Origin of the sequence: Alcanivorax quisquiliarum, assembly GCF_023051175.1 — a bacterium.
Taxonomy (GTDB): domain Bacteria; phylum Pseudomonadota; class Gammaproteobacteria; order Pseudomonadales; family Alcanivoracaceae; genus Isoalcanivorax; species Isoalcanivorax quisquiliarum.
This window is the reverse complement of record NZ_JALKII010000001.1, coordinates 468,289-484,013: the sequence shown is the minus strand read 5'-3', so window position 1 is coordinate 484,013 and position 15,725 is coordinate 468,289. Positions and strand designations below refer to the sequence as shown.

The following is a 15,725-nucleotide window of genomic DNA, read 5'->3' as shown; positions in this document are numbered from 1 at the left end:
GCATGTCGCGCAGAGCGAGCGGCAACCCTGTCAGCGGCGCCCGTGAACGATTGGTGCTGGCGCGGGAGCTGCTCACCTTGTTGCAAGAGCAGCGACAAGCAGGCGGCTCGCATGGCCGTCTGCTGGCGTTACGAGGCGCTACAATCCACCATGCTTATGCGGCGCTGGTGAGCCTGCTCCAGCAGGCCGCCAACGCGGCAGGCGTCGCCAACCCGGCAAACCAGACCAGCCTGCCAGCGCTTGAGCGGGCCTTTGCGGACGCTGGCGTGCAAGCCCCGGAGCTGGCGCTCCTGATGCAAGCACGTACCCACCACGACGACCTGGTTTTCTGGCTTGAGCAGCAGCTGATGGCGTTGTATACCCCTGCCGGGCTGGCTCGTCGGCTGTTACCTCATCAAGATGGATATGATGACGGGGCATCGCTGACGGTGGTCACCGAAGATCCCTGCGCGCCGTTACAAGATGAAGACCTGGCACGGCTTGATGCCACATTGCATCGCGTGGCAGCGTTGATCCGGGACTGCGCCGCTTACAGCGCCGAGTGGTGAATGGTGCCACACTGGCCGATATCGCCCCGGGCCGGGTGGATTCGGCGAAAGGAGTGCCGCTGCGCAGACTGCGCCGGCGCACACGAAGAGCAAGGCCAGCAAGAGGAGCAACATGGACGCCATACGCAGTAAAGAAGCCTGGCGTGTCTTGCGCATTCAGGCAGAATTGGTGGAGGGCATCGACAAGCTCGCCACCATCGGGCCTTCGGTGACCATTTATGGCAGCGCAAGGCTGGGCGAGGAATCGCTTTATTATCAAAAAGCGGAAGAACTGGCAGCTCGTTTTTCGGAAGCGGGCCTGAACGTGCTGACCGGGGGCGGGCCCGGCATCATGGAAGGCGCTAATCGCGGTGCCTACGGTAAGGGCGCGTGCTCCATCGGCCTGAATATCACGCTGCCGCGAGAAGAGATGGCCAATCGCTACCAGGATCTGGGCGTCAACTTCCGCTACTTTTTTGTGCGCAAACTGATGCTTGTCAAGCATGCGGTGGGGTTTGTCGTGTTTCCCGGCGGCTTCGGTACGCTGGACGAGCTGTTTGAAGCCTTGACGCTGGTGCAGACCGGCAAGATCGCGCCCTTTCCGATTATCCTGTTTGGCGAATCATACTGGGCCGGCCTGATGGATTGGCTGGGGCAGCGCATGCTTGAAGAAGGCTGTATCGGCGCGGCGGATATGAAGCTGATGCAGGTCACCGACTCGGTCGATCAGGCCTATCGCACCGTGCTGAGTGCGTATCGTGAGCAGGGCCGCAGCACTCGTGACAATTTGACCGACACCGACTGACCATGACGCCCGCCAACCTTGACAGAAGGCGCAGGCAAAACATATGTTTCAAACGTATGTTTGCCGGGTAATCCGGCAGCACGGCAGGATTCAGGCTGGAGAGATTCATGGCGGCACAGACGGGAACAGTGCAACGTATTCTCGATACCGCAGAAGTGCTGTTTGCCGAAAAAGGTTTTGCTGAAACCAGCCTGCGCGCCATTACCAGCAAGGCGGGCGTCAATCTGGCTGCGGTGAACTACCACTTCGGCTCCAAAGAGGCGCTCATCCAGGCGGTCTTCGAACGTTTTCTCACTCCTTTCTGCACCGCCCTTGATGCCCGCATGGATGAACTGGCAGAGGCTGATGAGGCGCCCGGCCTTGATCGTCTGCTGGCGCTGGTTTCCGGGCTGGCGCTTACTTCCCAGGCCAAGGAAACCCATCGCATCGCCTTGTTCTTTCGCCTGTGTGGGCTGGCCTACACTCAGGCGCAGGGGCATCTGCGCCGGTATCTGCGGGAGCAGTATGGTGCGGTGTTCAAGCGCTTTCTGCGCGTGTTGAATGCCGCCGCGCCAGATGTGCCGCCGATGGAGCTGTTCTGGCGCATTCACTTCGGCCTTGGCGCCGCCGTGTTTGCGTTGTCGAGCATGGATTCGCTGCGTGCAATCTGCAAAAGCGACTTCGGTGTGGAGCTTGGCGTAGCTGATGTGAATCAGCGCCTGCTGCCGTTTATCGTCGGTGGTATTCGCAGCGGCGATGCGGCATCCTGAAACACCACTCGCCTTTCTCTGCTGCGGTTTCTCACGGGATGTTGATTCACGTTTCCATTGAACAACAACTACTGACGATTCAGGACGGCACGGCGCGGCAAGAGTACGCCGTGTCAACGGCCCTCAATGGCCCCGGTGAGCAATCCGGCAGCAACTGCACACCTCGTGGGCAGCATATCGTGCGTGCCAGGATCGGGCAGGGAGCCCCATTGGGCGCGGTATTTGTCGGCCGGCGCCCGACGGGAGAAATATGGAGCCCGGCGCTGGCCCGGCAGCATCCTGATCGCGACTGGATACTGACGCGCATCCTGTGGCTTTCCGGTTGCCAACCCGGTTTCAACCGCCTGGGCCGCGTGGATTCCATGCGGCGCTTCATTTATATTCACGGCACGCCGGATAGCGAGCCTATGGGCGTGCCCAGATCGCACGGCTGCATCCGTATGCGCAATACGGATGTGACGGCACTGTTTGATCGGGTCAGCGTGGGTTGTCCGGTTTTCATCGAATGATGGCAGCTGCCGCCTCGTCATTCATTTCGCCCTTCCCGAATCAGGAATCGCCATGCCCGCCCCTGTTGTGATGCTCGATATTGCCGGCACCTCGCTGGACGCCACTGATCGCGAACTGCTGCGCCATCCTGCGGTGGGTGGGCTGATCCTTTTCTCGCGCAATTACCAGCATCGCAAACAGCTTTGCGAGCTTACCGCCTCGGTGCGTGCGGTGCGCCCGGATATTCTCATTGCCGTGGATCAGGAAGGCGGTCGCGTGCAGCGTTTTCGCGACGATTTTGTGCGTTTGCCGCCCATGGCGGCGTTGGGGCAGCGTTACGACAGCGCACCCGCAGAGGCGCTGTTCGAGGCGCGCTCGCTCGGCCGGCTGATGGCTGATGAGCTGGTACAGTGCGATGTAGACATCAGCTTTGCGCCCGTGCTGGATCTGGATTACGGCGCCAGCACCGTGATCGGCGATCGTGCATTTCACGCAGGCAGCGAGGCAGTGATCGAACTCGCCGCAGCCTGGATCGACGGCATGGCCGAAGCCGGCATGGCGGCCACCGGCAAGCATTTTCCCGGCCATGGCTATGTGGCAGCGGATTCGCATCTGGAATTGCCGGTGGATACGCGCGATCTTGCGGCGCTGAGAGCGGCTGATTTGCAGCCGTTCGCCGCGCTTGCGCCGAAGCTTGCGGGCATCATGCCGGCGCATGTGATTTACGCCGCTGTTGCACCGGAGCCGGCCGGCTTTTCCCGTTTCTGGTTGCAACAGATTCTGCGTGCAGAGCTGGGTTTCCAGGGTGTTATCTTCAGTGATGATCTGACCATGGCAGGCGCGGCCAGTGTCGGTGATTATGCGGCGCGCACCGCTGCGGCACTGGACGCGGGCTGCGACATGGTGCTGGTGTGCAATGATCGCGGCGCCGCAGAACAGGTGGTGGACGCCGTCATGGCCCGCACCGATGATACCGGCACGGTGCCGGCCGCCACGCTGCGGGCGCGCCCCGGCGTGCGCCTGAGCACCACCGAGTATCAGGCCGCCGTAGCACTGGCCGCGAGCCTGTGCGAACAGGTATAAAGCGCACCGGGGAAGGTACCTGTGGCATCCGCCGGAGGGGCATTCCGGAGCAGACACCAGATCAGACACCTGATACGACATTAAGGACGCGAGCCTATGAAACCGAGCCTGCCGGAGCTGGCCCAGGTGCGAGAGAGTGCAAGGCAACTGTACGACATGGCAGAGATTGACAGTGCCATACACCGCGTGGCTCAGGCCATCACCGAACGCTACCACGACCGCAACCCGCTACTGCTGACGGTAATGAACGGTGGCGTAGTATTTGCCGGCCGGCTGCTCACCGAGCTGTCGTTCCCGCTGGAAATCGATTATCTGCACGCCACGCGCTATGCCGGGGAAACAACAGGTAATACCGAAATCCAGTGGATCGTCACACCGGGCACGCGGCTGGCCGGCCGGGATGTCATTGTTCTGGACGATATTCTTGATGTGGGTGCCACGCTGCTGGCGATCGTCGAAGCCTGCCGTGCCCAGGGCGCGGCATCGGTGGCTACCGCCGTGCTGGTCGACAAGATTCACCCGCGCAAGGCGCAGCCGGGGCTGAAGGCCGATTTCACCGGGGTCGAGGCGGAGGATGCCTATCTGTTCGGCTGTGGCATGGATTACAAGGGCTTCTGGCGCAATGCGCCGGGCATTTTCGCGGTACAGCAGCAGGGAGGCATACCGTCATGACGCTGGCATTTATTGGCGGCACCGGGCTCACCCGGATGGACAACTTGCAGGTGCAGGATCGGCTGCAAATCAGCACGCAGTGGGGAGCGCCTTCGGCGCCGGTGGTGCAAGGCGAACTGGCGAGCAGGCCAGTATTGTTTCTGGCCCGTCACGGCGATCCGCATGTGTTGCTGCCGCATCAGGTCAACTATCGCGCCAATATGGCCGCGTTGAAGGAGGCCGGTGCCAGCGCCGTGATTGCGGTCAACGCCGTGGGTGGCATCAGCGCCCATGCGCGCAGTGGCGTCATCGTGTCGCCGGATCAGTTGATCGATTACAGCTGGGGCCGCGACATGACCTTCTTTGATGATCGCAGCGGGCCGGTGACGCATGTGGATTTCTCCTGGCCGTTTGATGCTGCCTTGCGGGCGCGCCTGGCGGCGGCGCTGGATGCGTGCGGCGCCGATTGGGTGAACGGCGGCTGTTATGGCGTCACCCAAGGGCCGCGCCTGGAAACGGCCGCCGAGATACAGCGCATGGAGCGTGATGGTTGCGATATTGTCGGCATGACCGGTATGCCGGAGGCGGTACTGGCGCGAGAGCTGGGCTTGCCGTATGCAATGTTGTCGCTGGTGGTCAATCCGGCCGCCGGCAAGAGCGATACGGAGATCACCATGGCTGAAATCGAGGCGGTTATCGCGGCCGGCATGGGGCAGGTATGCGCTGTGCTGGCGGCGTTGGTCGCGAGCGATTGACGCACCGCCATAGCGCCAGAGCAGAGCCATGCTGCAAATCCTGATTGCGATTGCCGCGTTCACCGTGCTGGCGCTCCTGGCAGCGCCATTGTGGGCGCGCTCGCGCCGTGCGCCCGGCCCGCCGGCGGCTGCCTACCTTGAACAGAAGACCATGGCACTGGCCGAGGAGCTATGGCGGGAATATCGCATCAAGGTGCCGGATTTCGCGGCGCAAAGCAGTGATGCCGAATTTGTCGGCATGCATCTGGCGGCGTTCACGCAGCTTTTTCAGCGCATGATCGAGCGGGGCTTCGACAGTGAAGCAAAGCTGTGGCTCTCGCATCTGGCCGAGCAGCATGATGCCGGCGCCGCAGCGCATCTGATTCTCAGTGCTGCGCTGGCGTTCGAGTGCCGGGGTGGTCGCCATGCGGCGCAACCCGAGTTCGCCGCGCAGGCCATGCGCATCGCCCTGGAGAGGTTGTAGTGACTGAAGCGGTTGATGTGGTCGTGATTGGCGCCGGCGCGGCTGGCCTGATGTGCGCGGCCACAGCAGCTTATCGCGGTCGCAGTGTGCGTGTGCTCGATCATGCCAACATGCCCGGCAAGAAAATTCTCATGTCCGGCGGCGGGCGCTGCAATTTCACCAATCTGGATTGCGCGCCAGCGCATTTTATCTCCGCCAATCCGTCGTTCTGTATTTCTGCGCTGAAGCGTTATACGCCACGCGACTTTTTCGAGCTGGTCGAGCGGCACGGGGTGGACTGGTGCGAGAAAGCGCCGGGCCAGCTGTTCTGCACCGATAGCAGCCGGCCGATTCTGGATTTGCTGCTGACTGAGTGCGAATGGGCCGGCGCCACCATTGAGCTGAACACCAAGGTAATTGACGTAGCGCAGGCAGGGCAGGGTTTCATGCTGCGCACCTCGGCCGGCAGGCTGCGCTGCGAATCACTGGTGATTGCCAGTGGTGGCCTGTCGATACCGACGCTGGGGGCATCCGGTTTCGGCTACCGGATCGCAGAGCAGTTCGGCTTGCCGGTATTGCCGACGCGGGCCGGGCTGGTGCCCTTCACGCTGCAACCAGATCTCAAGGAGCGCCTGGCGCCATTGTCCGGCATCAGTTGCCCGGTGAGTGTGCGCTGCGGCGAGGTGCGCTTTCAGGCGCCCATGCTGATTACCCACCGCGGGCTGAGCGGGCCGGCCATGTTGCAGATTTCGAGCTACTGGCAACCGGGCGACGTACTGCACATCGACCTGTTGCCCGGCGACGATACCGACTGGCGCAGCTGGCGGAGCGATCGGCCTGCCGCCACGCTGGAGCACTGCCTTGCAGAATTGCTGCCGAAGCGACTGGCGCAGACGCTGGCACAGTGGCACGGCTGGCAGAGTAGCCTGCAAGGCTTCAGCAATGCGGCGCTGGACGAGGCCGCCGCATCACTGCACGACTGGCAGGTAAAGCCCGGCGGCACGGAAGGCTATCGAACGGCGGAGGTGACGCTGGGTGGTGTCGATACACGAGCCATCTCGTCACGCACCTTCGCCGCCAATGATGTGCCCGGCCTGCATTTCATTGGTGAGGTGCTGGATGTGACGGGCCAGCTCGGTGGCTACAATTTTCAGTGGGCCTGGTCGTCGGGCTACTGCGCCGGCCAGTTTGTGTGACGGCCGAAACGAGGCATTACTGGCTCACTTTGATCAATACACCCAGGCGCGGGTTATCGATGTAGTGCAGCTCGCCGACGCGCAGGCGGCGGCTCTGCGTGAGCGAGGCGAAGTAGTATTCGCCATCGCCGTCGTGCAGCGCCAGCCACAGGTTCGGCTCCACATGCAGAAAGCGTGACTCGCTCAGCGTTAGCGTGCCTTGCAGCTCGGGAAGCGGGGCCGGCGAGGCAAGCGCCTCGATGCTTGCGCCAGCGAGTTCGACAAGATCGAATTCGGAAAGGCCGGATTCGGAAAGGCCCGATGCAGAAAGGTCGGGTTCGAATGAATCGGCGGGCTCGGCAAGCTCGGCAAAACCGGCTTCTGTCCACGTGCTGCTTCGCGCCGCCACGTCGAGCATGCGCGCTCCCTGAATGTAGACGGGCACTGCCTGCTCACGGGCGCTGATCGGCTGGCGCCAGCTGTCATGAAACAGCGTGCGGTAGTGGCCGCTCTCGGCCATGCGTTCACGCATGTCGTCCATGGAGAGGTTGCTGACGGGTTGCCAGGCACCCTGGCTCAAGGCGTCACGAAGGGCATCGTCGGCATCATCGGGCAGGCGTGTGCCGTGCTCACTGAAGTGGATATGGGAGGCCGGATAAGCAGGCAGCCGGTTGCGGCGCCATTGCTCGTCGCTGGCTCGCTCATGGGCAAACACCATCAACTCGACGTGATACCAGTTATCGCTGGCGTGAACGCTCAGGCCGGGCAGGCCAAAGCCCAGCACCAGCAAAGCGTGCAGTATGCGGATCATGTGCTGTATCCCCCCTGGTTCTCACACCAGTTTTTCGAGCAGGGCCTCGACTTCTTCGAATCGTTCATCACCGGTTTCCGCATCCATGCCGAAACGCAAGGTGCTGCCGCCCTGCAACATATATTGTTGAGGGCGGGATTGTACCAGCTTGACCAGCCGCAGGGGATCAATTGCGGTGCGTTCCGAGAACTCCAGCCGGCCGTATTCGCTGCCGGCATCAATGCGGGTGATGCCCAGCGACTCGGCCAGTTGCCGCAGTGCGGTCAGGCGGAACAGGTTTTTCACCTGCGGCGGCAGCAGGCCGAAACGGTCGATCATCTCGACCTTGAGCTCGTCGAGCTGTTCGCCGTTCTTGCAGCTGGCAATGCGCTTGTACAGTGTCAGGCGGCTGAACACGTCCGGCAGGTAATCGTCCGGGATCAGGGCGGCGACCCGCAGATTGATTTCCGGGCCGCCGGATAGCGGCTTGAGGGTGTCGGGCTGCTCGCCACGTTTGAGCGCCTCGACCGTCTGTTCGAGCATTTCCATGTACAGCGAAAAGCCGATGGATTCGATATGGCCATGCTGCTCTTCACCCAGCAGCTCGCCAGCACCCCGGATTTCCAGATCGTGGCTGGCCAGGGTAAAGCCGGCGCCGAGGTCGGACGCCTGCTCGATGGCTTCCAGCCGCTTGACGGCATCGCGGGTCATCGCTTTAGGCGAGGGCGTCAGCAAAAACGCATAAGCCTGATGGTGCGAACGGCCAACCCGGCCGCGCAGCTGGTGCAACTGGGCGAGGCCGAATTTATCGGCTCGTTCGATGATGATGGTATTGGCCGAGGGCACATCAATGCCGGTTTCAATGATGGTGGTGCATAGCAGCACATTGAAACGGCGGTGATAAAAATCGGACATCACCTGCTCCAGCTCGCGCTCGCGCATCTGCCCGTGGGCAATGGCAATGCGAGCATCGGGCACCAGTGCCTGTAGCTCTTCAGCGACGCGGCGCATGCTGTCGATGTCGTTGTGCAGATAATACAGCTGCCCGCCGCGCAGCAGCTCGCGCAGAATGGCCTCCTTGATCACGGCTGCGTTCTTCTGCTGCACGAAGGTTTTGACCGACAGCCGTCGTTCCGGTGGCGTGGCGATAATGGAAATATCGCGCATGCCGGACATGGCCATGTTCAGGGTGCGCGGAATCGGGGTGGCGGTCAGCGTGAGAATATCGGCCTCGGCGCGCATCTCTTTCAGGCGCTCCTTGTGGCGCACGCCGAAGCGGTGCTCTTCATCCACAATCACCAGGCCGAGATCGCGGAACTGCACGTTCTCTTGCAACAGCTGGTGCGTGCCGACCACGATATCCACCTTGCCTTCCTTCAGCCGCGCCAGCACGTCGGTTTTTTCTTTCTGGCTGCGGAAGCGGCTCAACACTTCAATCTGCACCGCCCAGTCTGCAAAGCGGTCGCTGAATGATTCAAAGTGCTGCTGGGCGAGCAGGGTGGTGGGCACCAGGATGGCCACCTGGGTGTTGTTTTGCGCAGCGATAAAGGCCGCGCGCATGGCCACCTCGGTCTTGCCGAAGCCCACATCGCCGCAGATCAGGCGATCCATCGGGCGGTCGGCCTGAAGGTCACTGAGTACGGCACCGATGGCGGCCTGCTGATCGGCGGTTTCCTCGAACGGGAACGCCGCTGCAAAACGCTGGTAGTCGTCTTCCGGCAAGGTGAAGGCGCGGCCCTGGCGCGCTTCCCGGCGTGCGTAGGTATTGAGCAGTTCGGCGGCCACGTCGTGTATTTTTTCGGCCGCTTTTTGCCGCGCCCGTTGCCACTGATCCGAGCCAAGGCGGGTCAGCGGTGCGTGCTCCTGATCGCCGCCATAGCGGCTGATCAGATGCAGGGAAGACACCGGCAGATAAATCTTGTCGCCACCGGCATATTCCAGCAGCAGAAATTCGTGCTGCTGGCCATCCACTTTCATGTGGGTCAGGCCCTGATAGCGGCCCACGCCGTGATCAATATGTACCACGGGCGTGCCGGGCTGTAGCTCGCCCAGCGAGCGGAACGCCTGCTCGGCGCTGGTTTCCTGGCCCGCTTTGCGGCGGCGGCGCTGCATGATGCGCTCGCCATATAATTGGTTTTCCGCCACCACCAGCAGATCGTGTTCTGGTGCGAGGAAGCCGTGCTCCAGCTCGCCAACGGTCAGCGACCACGGTGCATCGCCTGCCAGAAAAGCCTGCCAGCCATCAATGATAGCGGGCTGGATGCCTTGTTTTTGCATCAACTCCAGCAAGGCCTCGCGGCGGCCGGCAGTCTCCGCGCAGACCAGAATACGCCAGTCAGGGTGCTGCTGCCGCTGTGCCTGGAGCGGTGCAAACAGGTTGCCGCCGCGTGGGTCGGCGGCTTCCGGCAGTGGGGCGAAATCGAATTGCACGCCGCCGTTGTCGGCCTGTTCGTCGACGCGGGCCGCCGGGTGGCTGCGCAAGGCACGATTAAGCTCATCCACGGGAAGGAACAGCTCGGCGGGGGCCAGAATCGGTCGGCGGATGTCGTGGCGTCGATCCTCGAAGCGGTCGCACACCTCTTGCCAGAACTGCTCCGCCGCTGGGGCAACGCCGGCCAGTTGTACGAGCTTGGCGCTCGCTGGCAAATAACTGAACAAGCTGGACATTTCTGCAAAGAACAGCGGCAGGTAATATTCCAGGCCGGGGCTGGCGATGGCGTCGCTGACATCCTGATAGATGCTGCACTGGCGATGGTCTACATCGAAGCGCTCGCGGAAGTGCTGGCGAAAGCGGCTGATACCATCGCTGCTGAGCGGGTATTCGGCTGCCGGCAGCAGGTGGATATCGTCGACTTGCCCGGTGGAGCGTTGGCTATCGGGGTCGAACAGCCGCAGCGATTCTATCTCGTCGTCGAACAGCTCGATGCGAAACGGCTGCTCCGCGCCCATGGGGAAGATATCCATGATGGCGCCGCGCACCGCGAACTCGCCCCGGTCGTAAACGTTGTCGCGCTGGCGATAGCCGCTCGCTGCCAACCGTGACCGCGTGCCTTCCATATCGAACTGCTCGCCGACGCGCAGGCTGAAGCTGTTGCCGGCGATATGCGCCAGCGGTGCGAGCCGTTGCATCAGCGTGTTCACCGGCGCGATCAGCAGGCCGCGCTCGGCCGCCGGCAGGCGATGCAGCACGTCGATACGTTCGCTGATGATGTCCTGGTGTGGCGAGAACAGATCGTAGGGCAGCGTTTCCCAATCCGGAAACAGCAACACGGGAATCTGCGGCTGTTCGGCCAGATAGAACCGGAGGCTGGCGGCAAGCTGCTGTGCCTGAGATGAATCGGCCGTGACCACCAGCGTGAGGTGATCTGCCTGGGCGGCTATTTCGGCCAGTACGGCGGCGAGCGCACCGGCATCCAGACCGCGCCAGTTACGGTAGTGATCTGCGCCAGTGGGGAACAGCGGAGCGGCGGGCAATAGCGTCATGGGCGGTCGGTTCGGCGGCTTGCGGGCGCCGCATTGTAACGGCGACGAGCGGCGACGGCGAGCCGTGCCCGGGGTTGGGTGGCTCGAGTGGCGCTGTTATCATGCCGCACCTGCCATTTGGCCAGTATTCCACAGCGCGAGAACCCCTGACATGAAAGAAGCGGTCAATGACCTGTTGGACGTGATCCGGCTGGAACAGCTTGAACAGAATCTGTTTCGAGGCGCCACCCGCAATACCCGGCAGCGCGGCATTTTTGGAGGGATGGTGGCCGGACAGGCGTTGATGGCAGCCAGCTGCACGGTGGCGGCAGAGCGAGCAGCGCACTCCCTGCATGCCTATTTTCTGCGGCCGGGCGACTTCAGCGTGCCGATCATTTATGAAGTCGACCGCATCCGGGATGGCAACAGTTTTACCACCCGGCGGGTGACGGCGATCCAGCATGGGCGGCCGATTTTCTGTCTGGAGGCGTCCTTCCAGGTAGAAGAAGAGGGTATAGAGCATCAGACCTCGATGCCGCCCGTGCCGCTGCCGGATGAGCTGGAAGATGACCGGACGTTGCGCGCCCGGCTGGCGCCGCAGGTGCCGGAAAGTATCCGCGATGCATTCCTGCAAGTGCGCCCGGTAGAGTTTCGCCCGGTGCGCCCGGCGGCGGTGTTCAACATGGCACCGCAGGAGCCGGCTCGCCAGGTGTGGTTTCGTGTGCCGGGCGATTACCAGGCTGATGCCGCCACTCACCGGGCATTGCTGGCGTATTGTTCGGATTACGGCCTGCTGGGCACGTCGATGCTGCCTCATGGCCTGAATTTCTTTCAGCCGAACGTGATGTCCGCCAGTATTGATCATGCGATGTGGTTTCACCGGCCGTTCAAGGTGAACGAATGGCTGCTCTACGATATGCAAAGCCCGTCCGCATCGAGCGCCCGGGGCTTCAATCTTGGCTCGATCTACCGCGCCGACGGCGTGCTGGTGGCCAGTGTGGCGCAGGAAGGGCTGGTGCGCGTGAAGCCGCCGGCAAACCCGGTCTGACGGAGGGCCAATGGGAGGGCCAATGGCAGACAGGCTGATCCAGCTGCTGGAGGAGGTGCGCCGCTGCACCTTGTGCGAGCCGATGCTGCCGCTGGGCGCCCGGCCGGTGATCCGGGCCGCCAGCACGGCGCGGCTGCTTATCATCGGCCAGGCACCCGGCACACGAGTGCATAAAAGCGGTGTGCCCTGGGATGACCTCTCCGGCGAGCGGCTCCGCGATTGGCTCGGCCTCACCAGTGAACGCTTTTACGACACCCGCCAGATCGCCATCATGCCAATGGGGCTATGCTATCCGGGTCGTGGGCGCGGCGGTGATTTGCCGCCACGGCCGGAATGCGCGCCAACCTGGCACGAGCGTGTGCGTGCCGAGCTGCCTGATCTGCAATTGACCTTGCTGATTGGCCAATACGCCCAGCGCTACTATTTGCCGCACCGCCGCGCCTCGCTGACAGAGAACGTGCGTCATTATGCTGACGCCTTGCCGCACTGGTTCCCGTTGCCGCATCCGAGCCCGCGCAACCGGCGCTGGCTACAGCAGCGGCCCTGGTTCGAGGCGGAGGTGGTGCCGGTGCTCCGCAGAAGGGTTCATGAGGTGCTGAACGCCTGAAAATCCGGGAACGGTTTCACCGCTCCGGTGGATAATCCGACGGTTAAGCGCTAGAATGCGCGCCCGAAACCGCCGCTATCCTATCCACCCCGGATATCCACCCAGAGGGCCTTATCCCGTGAGTAAGCAGGAAGACCACTTCGGACGCTGGAAGAACCGCGAAGAAATCGCCGAAGCCATGATCCCCATGATCGGCAAGCTGTACCGTGAAAAGAACGTCGCTACCACGGTCTACAGCCGGTCGCTGGTCAATAATTCCGTTATCCAGATTCTCAAGTCACACCGCTTCGTCAAGCAAGTGGAAGACGCCGAGCTGTCCGTGGTCGACACCTTCCCGATTCTGCAAGAAGCGATGAAGCTTGATCTGTCGCCATCGCGGCTGGATATCGGCAAGCTGGCGGTCAACTATAAAAAGGACAGCCGCGGCCAGTCGGTCGAGGAATACGTGCGCCAGGAGCTGGCGGAGGCCCTCAATGGCGGCGCCGCCAAGCCGACCCCCACCGATGTGGTGCTTTACGGCTTTGGCCGGATCGGCCGTATCCTGGCCCGGTTGCTGATCGAGAAAGCCGGCAGTGGTGATGGCCTGCGGCTGCGTGCCGTGGTAGTGCGCGAATCCGGCAAGGGCGACCTGCAAAAGCGCGCTAGCCTGCTGCGCCGCGATTCGGTGCACGGCCCGTTCTCCGGCACGATTGCCGTAGATGAAGAAGACAACGCGATCATTGCCAATGGCAACTTCATTCGCGTGATCTACTCCTCTGATCCGTCGCAGGTGGATTACACCGCCTACGGCATCAATGACGCCCTGCTGATCGACAACACCGGCAAGTGGCGCGATCGCGAGGGCCTGAGCCAGCACCTCAAGAGCCCCGGTATCAAGCGCGTGCTGCTTACCGCGCCCGGCAAAGGCGATCTGAAGAATATCGTACACGGCGTTAACAACGCCTTGATCGACGACAGTGATACGATCATTTCTGCGGCCAGCTGCACCACCAATGCGATTGTGCCGCCGCTGAAGGCGCTGAATGACAAGTTCGGCATCACCGTCGGTCACGTGGAAACAGTGCACTCCTATACCAATGACCAGAACCTGCTGGATAACTTCCACAAGGGGCCGCGTCGCGGGCGTGCTGCGCCGTTGAACATGGTCATCACCGAAACCGGTGCTGCCACAGCGGCGGCGAAAGCATTGCCGGAGCTGGCAGGCAAGCTGACCGGCAACTCGATCCGGGTGCCGACACCGAACGTTTCGCTGGCGATCCTCAATCTGACGCTGGAAAAAGAAACCACGCTGGAAGAGCTCAACAGCTATCTGCGCTGGGTATCGCTGCATTCACCGCTCCAGCGCCAGATTGATTTCATCAGCTCGCCAGATGCCGTATCCACAGACTTTGTCGGTGCGCGCTATGCGTCCGTCATTGATGCCGAGGCAACGATTGTCAACGGCAAGCATTGCGTGCTGTACGTGTGGTACGACAACGAGTTCGGCTACAGCTGCCAGGTGCTGCGGATTTTGCAGCAGATCTCTGGCGTGGAGTTTCCGGTCTTTCCAAAGGACTGATCATCAGGCCCGCACTGCGGGCCTTTTGTTGTGGCGAGATGGCCAGATGGCCGGCTGGCGTGACGCTGGTCGGCTCTCTATAATGGCGCGCGCCAGCGGACCGGCGGGTCGTGTTCCTGCAAAATGCGGCGACCAAAAGCGTTTGCAGTGTCGATTCCAGCAGTATATTTCCCGATGCTCCGGGGCCGGGCGCCCGGGACACAGCTTACTGAGTTTCTGAACGTGGGCGAGAGACTATGATCAAAATCAAACGGGGGCTTGATCTGCCGATCACCGGTGCGCCGCGCCAGTCGATCGAGGATGGGCCGCGCGTGCGCAGCGTCGCCATACTCGGCGGTGACTATGTGGGCATGAGGCCCACCATGGAAGTGCAGGAAGGGGACAAGGTTCGCAAGGGGCAGTTGATTTTTTCTGACAAGAAGACCGAGGGTGTGAAATTTACCGCCCCGGCGTCAGGCATCGTCAAAGCCATCAACCGCGGCCAGCGTCGGGTCTTGCAGTCGGTGGTCATCGAGCTGACCGGCGACGATGATCAGATCACTTTTGCGGCGCACAACGTCAGCAGCCTCGGTAGTCTGGCTCGTGAAACGGTACAGGAACAGCTGGTGGAATCCGGCGTCTGGACGGTGCTGCGCACACGCCCGTTCGGCAAAGTGCCCACGCCCGGTTCGGTGCCCAATTCGATCTTTGTCACGGCCATGGATACCAACCCGCTGGCTGCGAACCCGGATCTGATCATCAAGGAGCAGGAACAGGCGTTTCGCAATGGCCTGACCGTGTTGACTCGCCTCACTGACGGGCCGGTCTGGGTCTGCAAGGCGCCTGACTCCGCGCAGCCCTCGTTTGCCGGTGGACAGATTCGTGAAGAACAGTTTGCCGGCCCGCACCCGGCCGGCAACCCCGGCACTCATATTCATTTCCTTGATCCGGTCGGCTTGCAGAAAACTGTCTGGAGCGTCAATTATCAGGACGTGATCGCCATCGGCGAGCTGTTTGTCTCTGGCAAGCTGTACACGCAGAGGGTTGTTTCCCTGGCGGGCCCGCAGGTTGAAAACCCGCGCCTGCTGCGCACCCGCGTTGGTGCAAATCTGGCCGATCTGGTGGAAGGACAGCTCAAGGCTGGTGAAAACCGGATCATTTCCGGCTCGGTGTTCAATGGCCACAACGCCCGTGGTGCGCTGAGCTATCTGGGCCGCACAGCGAATCAGGTAACCGTGCTGCGGGAAGGGCGCGAGCGTCATTTTCTCGGCTACATCTCGCCGGGCGTAAACCGGCACTCGATCATGGGTATCTACCTCTCCCGTCTGCTGCCGGGCAAGAAATTCGATTTCACCACCACCACCAACGGCAGTGAGCGTGCCATGGTGCCGCTGGGCAATTACGAGAAGGTGATGCCGCTCGATATTCTGGCGACGCAATTGCTGCGTGCGCTGGTTGTCGGCGACACCGACTCGGCTCAGGCGCTGGGCGCACTGGAGCTGGTGGAAGAGGATCTGGCGCTGTGCACCTATGCCTGCGTAGGCAAGTATGAATACGGCCCGATTCTGCGTGACAACCTCACCCGCATCGAGCTGGAGGGCTGAC

15 protein-coding genes are annotated in these 15,725 nt (G+C 62.1%); 13 read left to right on the top strand and 2 right to left on the bottom strand.

The features are described from left to right. The first annotated feature begins 2 nt into the window (after positions 1-2). The 9 genes from MU846_RS02230 to MU846_RS02190 all read left to right on the top strand — a co-directional run bounded on the left by MU846_RS02230 (position 3) and on the right by MU846_RS02190 (position 6,697). Entirely contained in the window at positions 3-548 is a 546-nt protein-coding gene (locus tag MU846_RS02230) for a hypothetical protein (protein WP_246947802.1), read from the top strand. 112 nt (positions 549-660) lie between these two features. Continuing rightward, the gene (locus tag MU846_RS02225; RefSeq protein WP_246947800.1) at positions 661-1,332 is read left to right on the top strand and encodes an LOG family protein; all 672 of its coding nucleotides are present in this window, start codon (positions 661-663) and stop codon (positions 1,330-1,332) included. Positions 1,333-1,439: 107 nt separating this feature from the next. Beyond that, positions 1,440-2,081 (top strand): TetR/AcrR family transcriptional regulator, encoded by a 642-nt coding sequence (locus MU846_RS02220; RefSeq protein ID WP_246947798.1) that lies wholly within the window; start codon positions 1,440-1,442, stop codon positions 2,079-2,081. A gap of 38 nt (positions 2,082-2,119) precedes the next feature. After that, on the top strand, positions 2,120-2,590 hold the full coding sequence (locus MU846_RS02215; RefSeq protein WP_246947796.1) for a L,D-transpeptidase: 471 nt from the start codon (positions 2,120-2,122) through the stop codon (positions 2,588-2,590). 52 nt (positions 2,591-2,642) lie between these two features. Then, positions 2,643-3,653, top strand: a complete 1,011-nt coding sequence (nagZ, locus tag MU846_RS02210; protein WP_246947794.1) for a beta-N-acetylhexosaminidase — start codon at positions 2,643-2,645, stop codon at positions 3,651-3,653. A 96-nt stretch (positions 3,654-3,749) separates the two neighbouring features. Continuing rightward, complete coding sequence (locus MU846_RS02205; protein ID WP_246947792.1) at positions 3,750-4,325, top strand: hypoxanthine-guanine phosphoribosyltransferase; 576 nt, start codon at positions 3,750-3,752, stop codon at positions 4,323-4,325. After that, the gene (locus MU846_RS02200) at positions 4,322-5,059 is read left to right on the top strand and encodes an S-methyl-5'-thioinosine phosphorylase (protein ID WP_246947788.1); all 738 of its coding nucleotides are present in this window, start codon (positions 4,322-4,324) and stop codon (positions 5,057-5,059) included. The genes MU846_RS02205 and MU846_RS02200 overlap by 4 nt, the downstream gene beginning before the upstream one ends. A gap of 28 nt (positions 5,060-5,087) precedes the next feature. After that, positions 5,088-5,522, top strand: a complete 435-nt coding sequence (locus MU846_RS02195; protein ID WP_246947786.1) for a hypothetical protein — start codon at positions 5,088-5,090, stop codon at positions 5,520-5,522. Further along, a complete protein-coding gene (locus MU846_RS02190; protein WP_371738476.1) occupies positions 5,522-6,697 on the top strand; it encodes a BaiN/RdsA family NAD(P)/FAD-dependent oxidoreductase in 1,176 nt (391 codons plus the stop codon). Before MU846_RS02195 ends, MU846_RS02190 begins: the two co-directional genes overlap by 1 nt. A 16-nt stretch (positions 6,698-6,713) precedes the next feature. Here the strand turns inward: MU846_RS02190 and MU846_RS02185 are convergent, their stop codons facing one another. Together MU846_RS02185 and mfd are read right to left on the bottom strand one after the other, a co-directional pair. Next, the gene (locus tag MU846_RS02185; RefSeq protein WP_246947784.1) at positions 6,714-7,487 is read right to left on the bottom strand and encodes a CsiV family protein; all 774 of its coding nucleotides are present in this window, start codon (positions 7,485-7,487) and stop codon (positions 6,714-6,716) included. A gap of 21 nt (positions 7,488-7,508) precedes the next feature. Continuing rightward, positions 7,509-10,949, bottom strand: coding sequence for a transcription-repair coupling factor (gene mfd, locus MU846_RS02180; RefSeq protein ID WP_246947782.1), 3,441 nt, complete (start codon positions 10,947-10,949; stop codon positions 7,509-7,511). Between the two features lie 151 nt (positions 10,950-11,100). Between mfd and MU846_RS02175 the strand changes: the two genes are divergently transcribed. The 4 genes from MU846_RS02175 to MU846_RS02160 all read left to right on the top strand — a co-directional run bounded on the left by MU846_RS02175 (position 11,101) and on the right by MU846_RS02160 (position 15,724). Beyond that, positions 11,101-11,976: an acyl-CoA thioesterase gene (locus MU846_RS02175; protein WP_246947780.1), complete on the top strand. Its 876-nt coding sequence runs from the start codon at positions 11,101-11,103 to the stop codon at positions 11,974-11,976. A gap of 22 nt (positions 11,977-11,998) precedes the next feature. Continuing rightward, positions 11,999-12,583, top strand: coding sequence for a uracil-DNA glycosylase family protein (locus MU846_RS02170; RefSeq protein ID WP_246947777.1), 585 nt, complete (start codon positions 11,999-12,001; stop codon positions 12,581-12,583). 118 nt (positions 12,584-12,701) lie between these two features. Then, entirely contained in the window at positions 12,702-14,141 is a 1,440-nt protein-coding gene (locus MU846_RS02165) for a glyceraldehyde-3-phosphate dehydrogenase (RefSeq protein WP_246947776.1), read from the top strand. Between the two features lie 236 nt (positions 14,142-14,377). Continuing rightward, positions 14,378-15,724, top strand: a complete 1,347-nt coding sequence (locus MU846_RS02160; RefSeq protein ID WP_246947775.1) for a Na(+)-translocating NADH-quinone reductase subunit A — start codon at positions 14,378-14,380, stop codon at positions 15,722-15,724. Position 15,725: the final 1 nt, after the last annotated feature.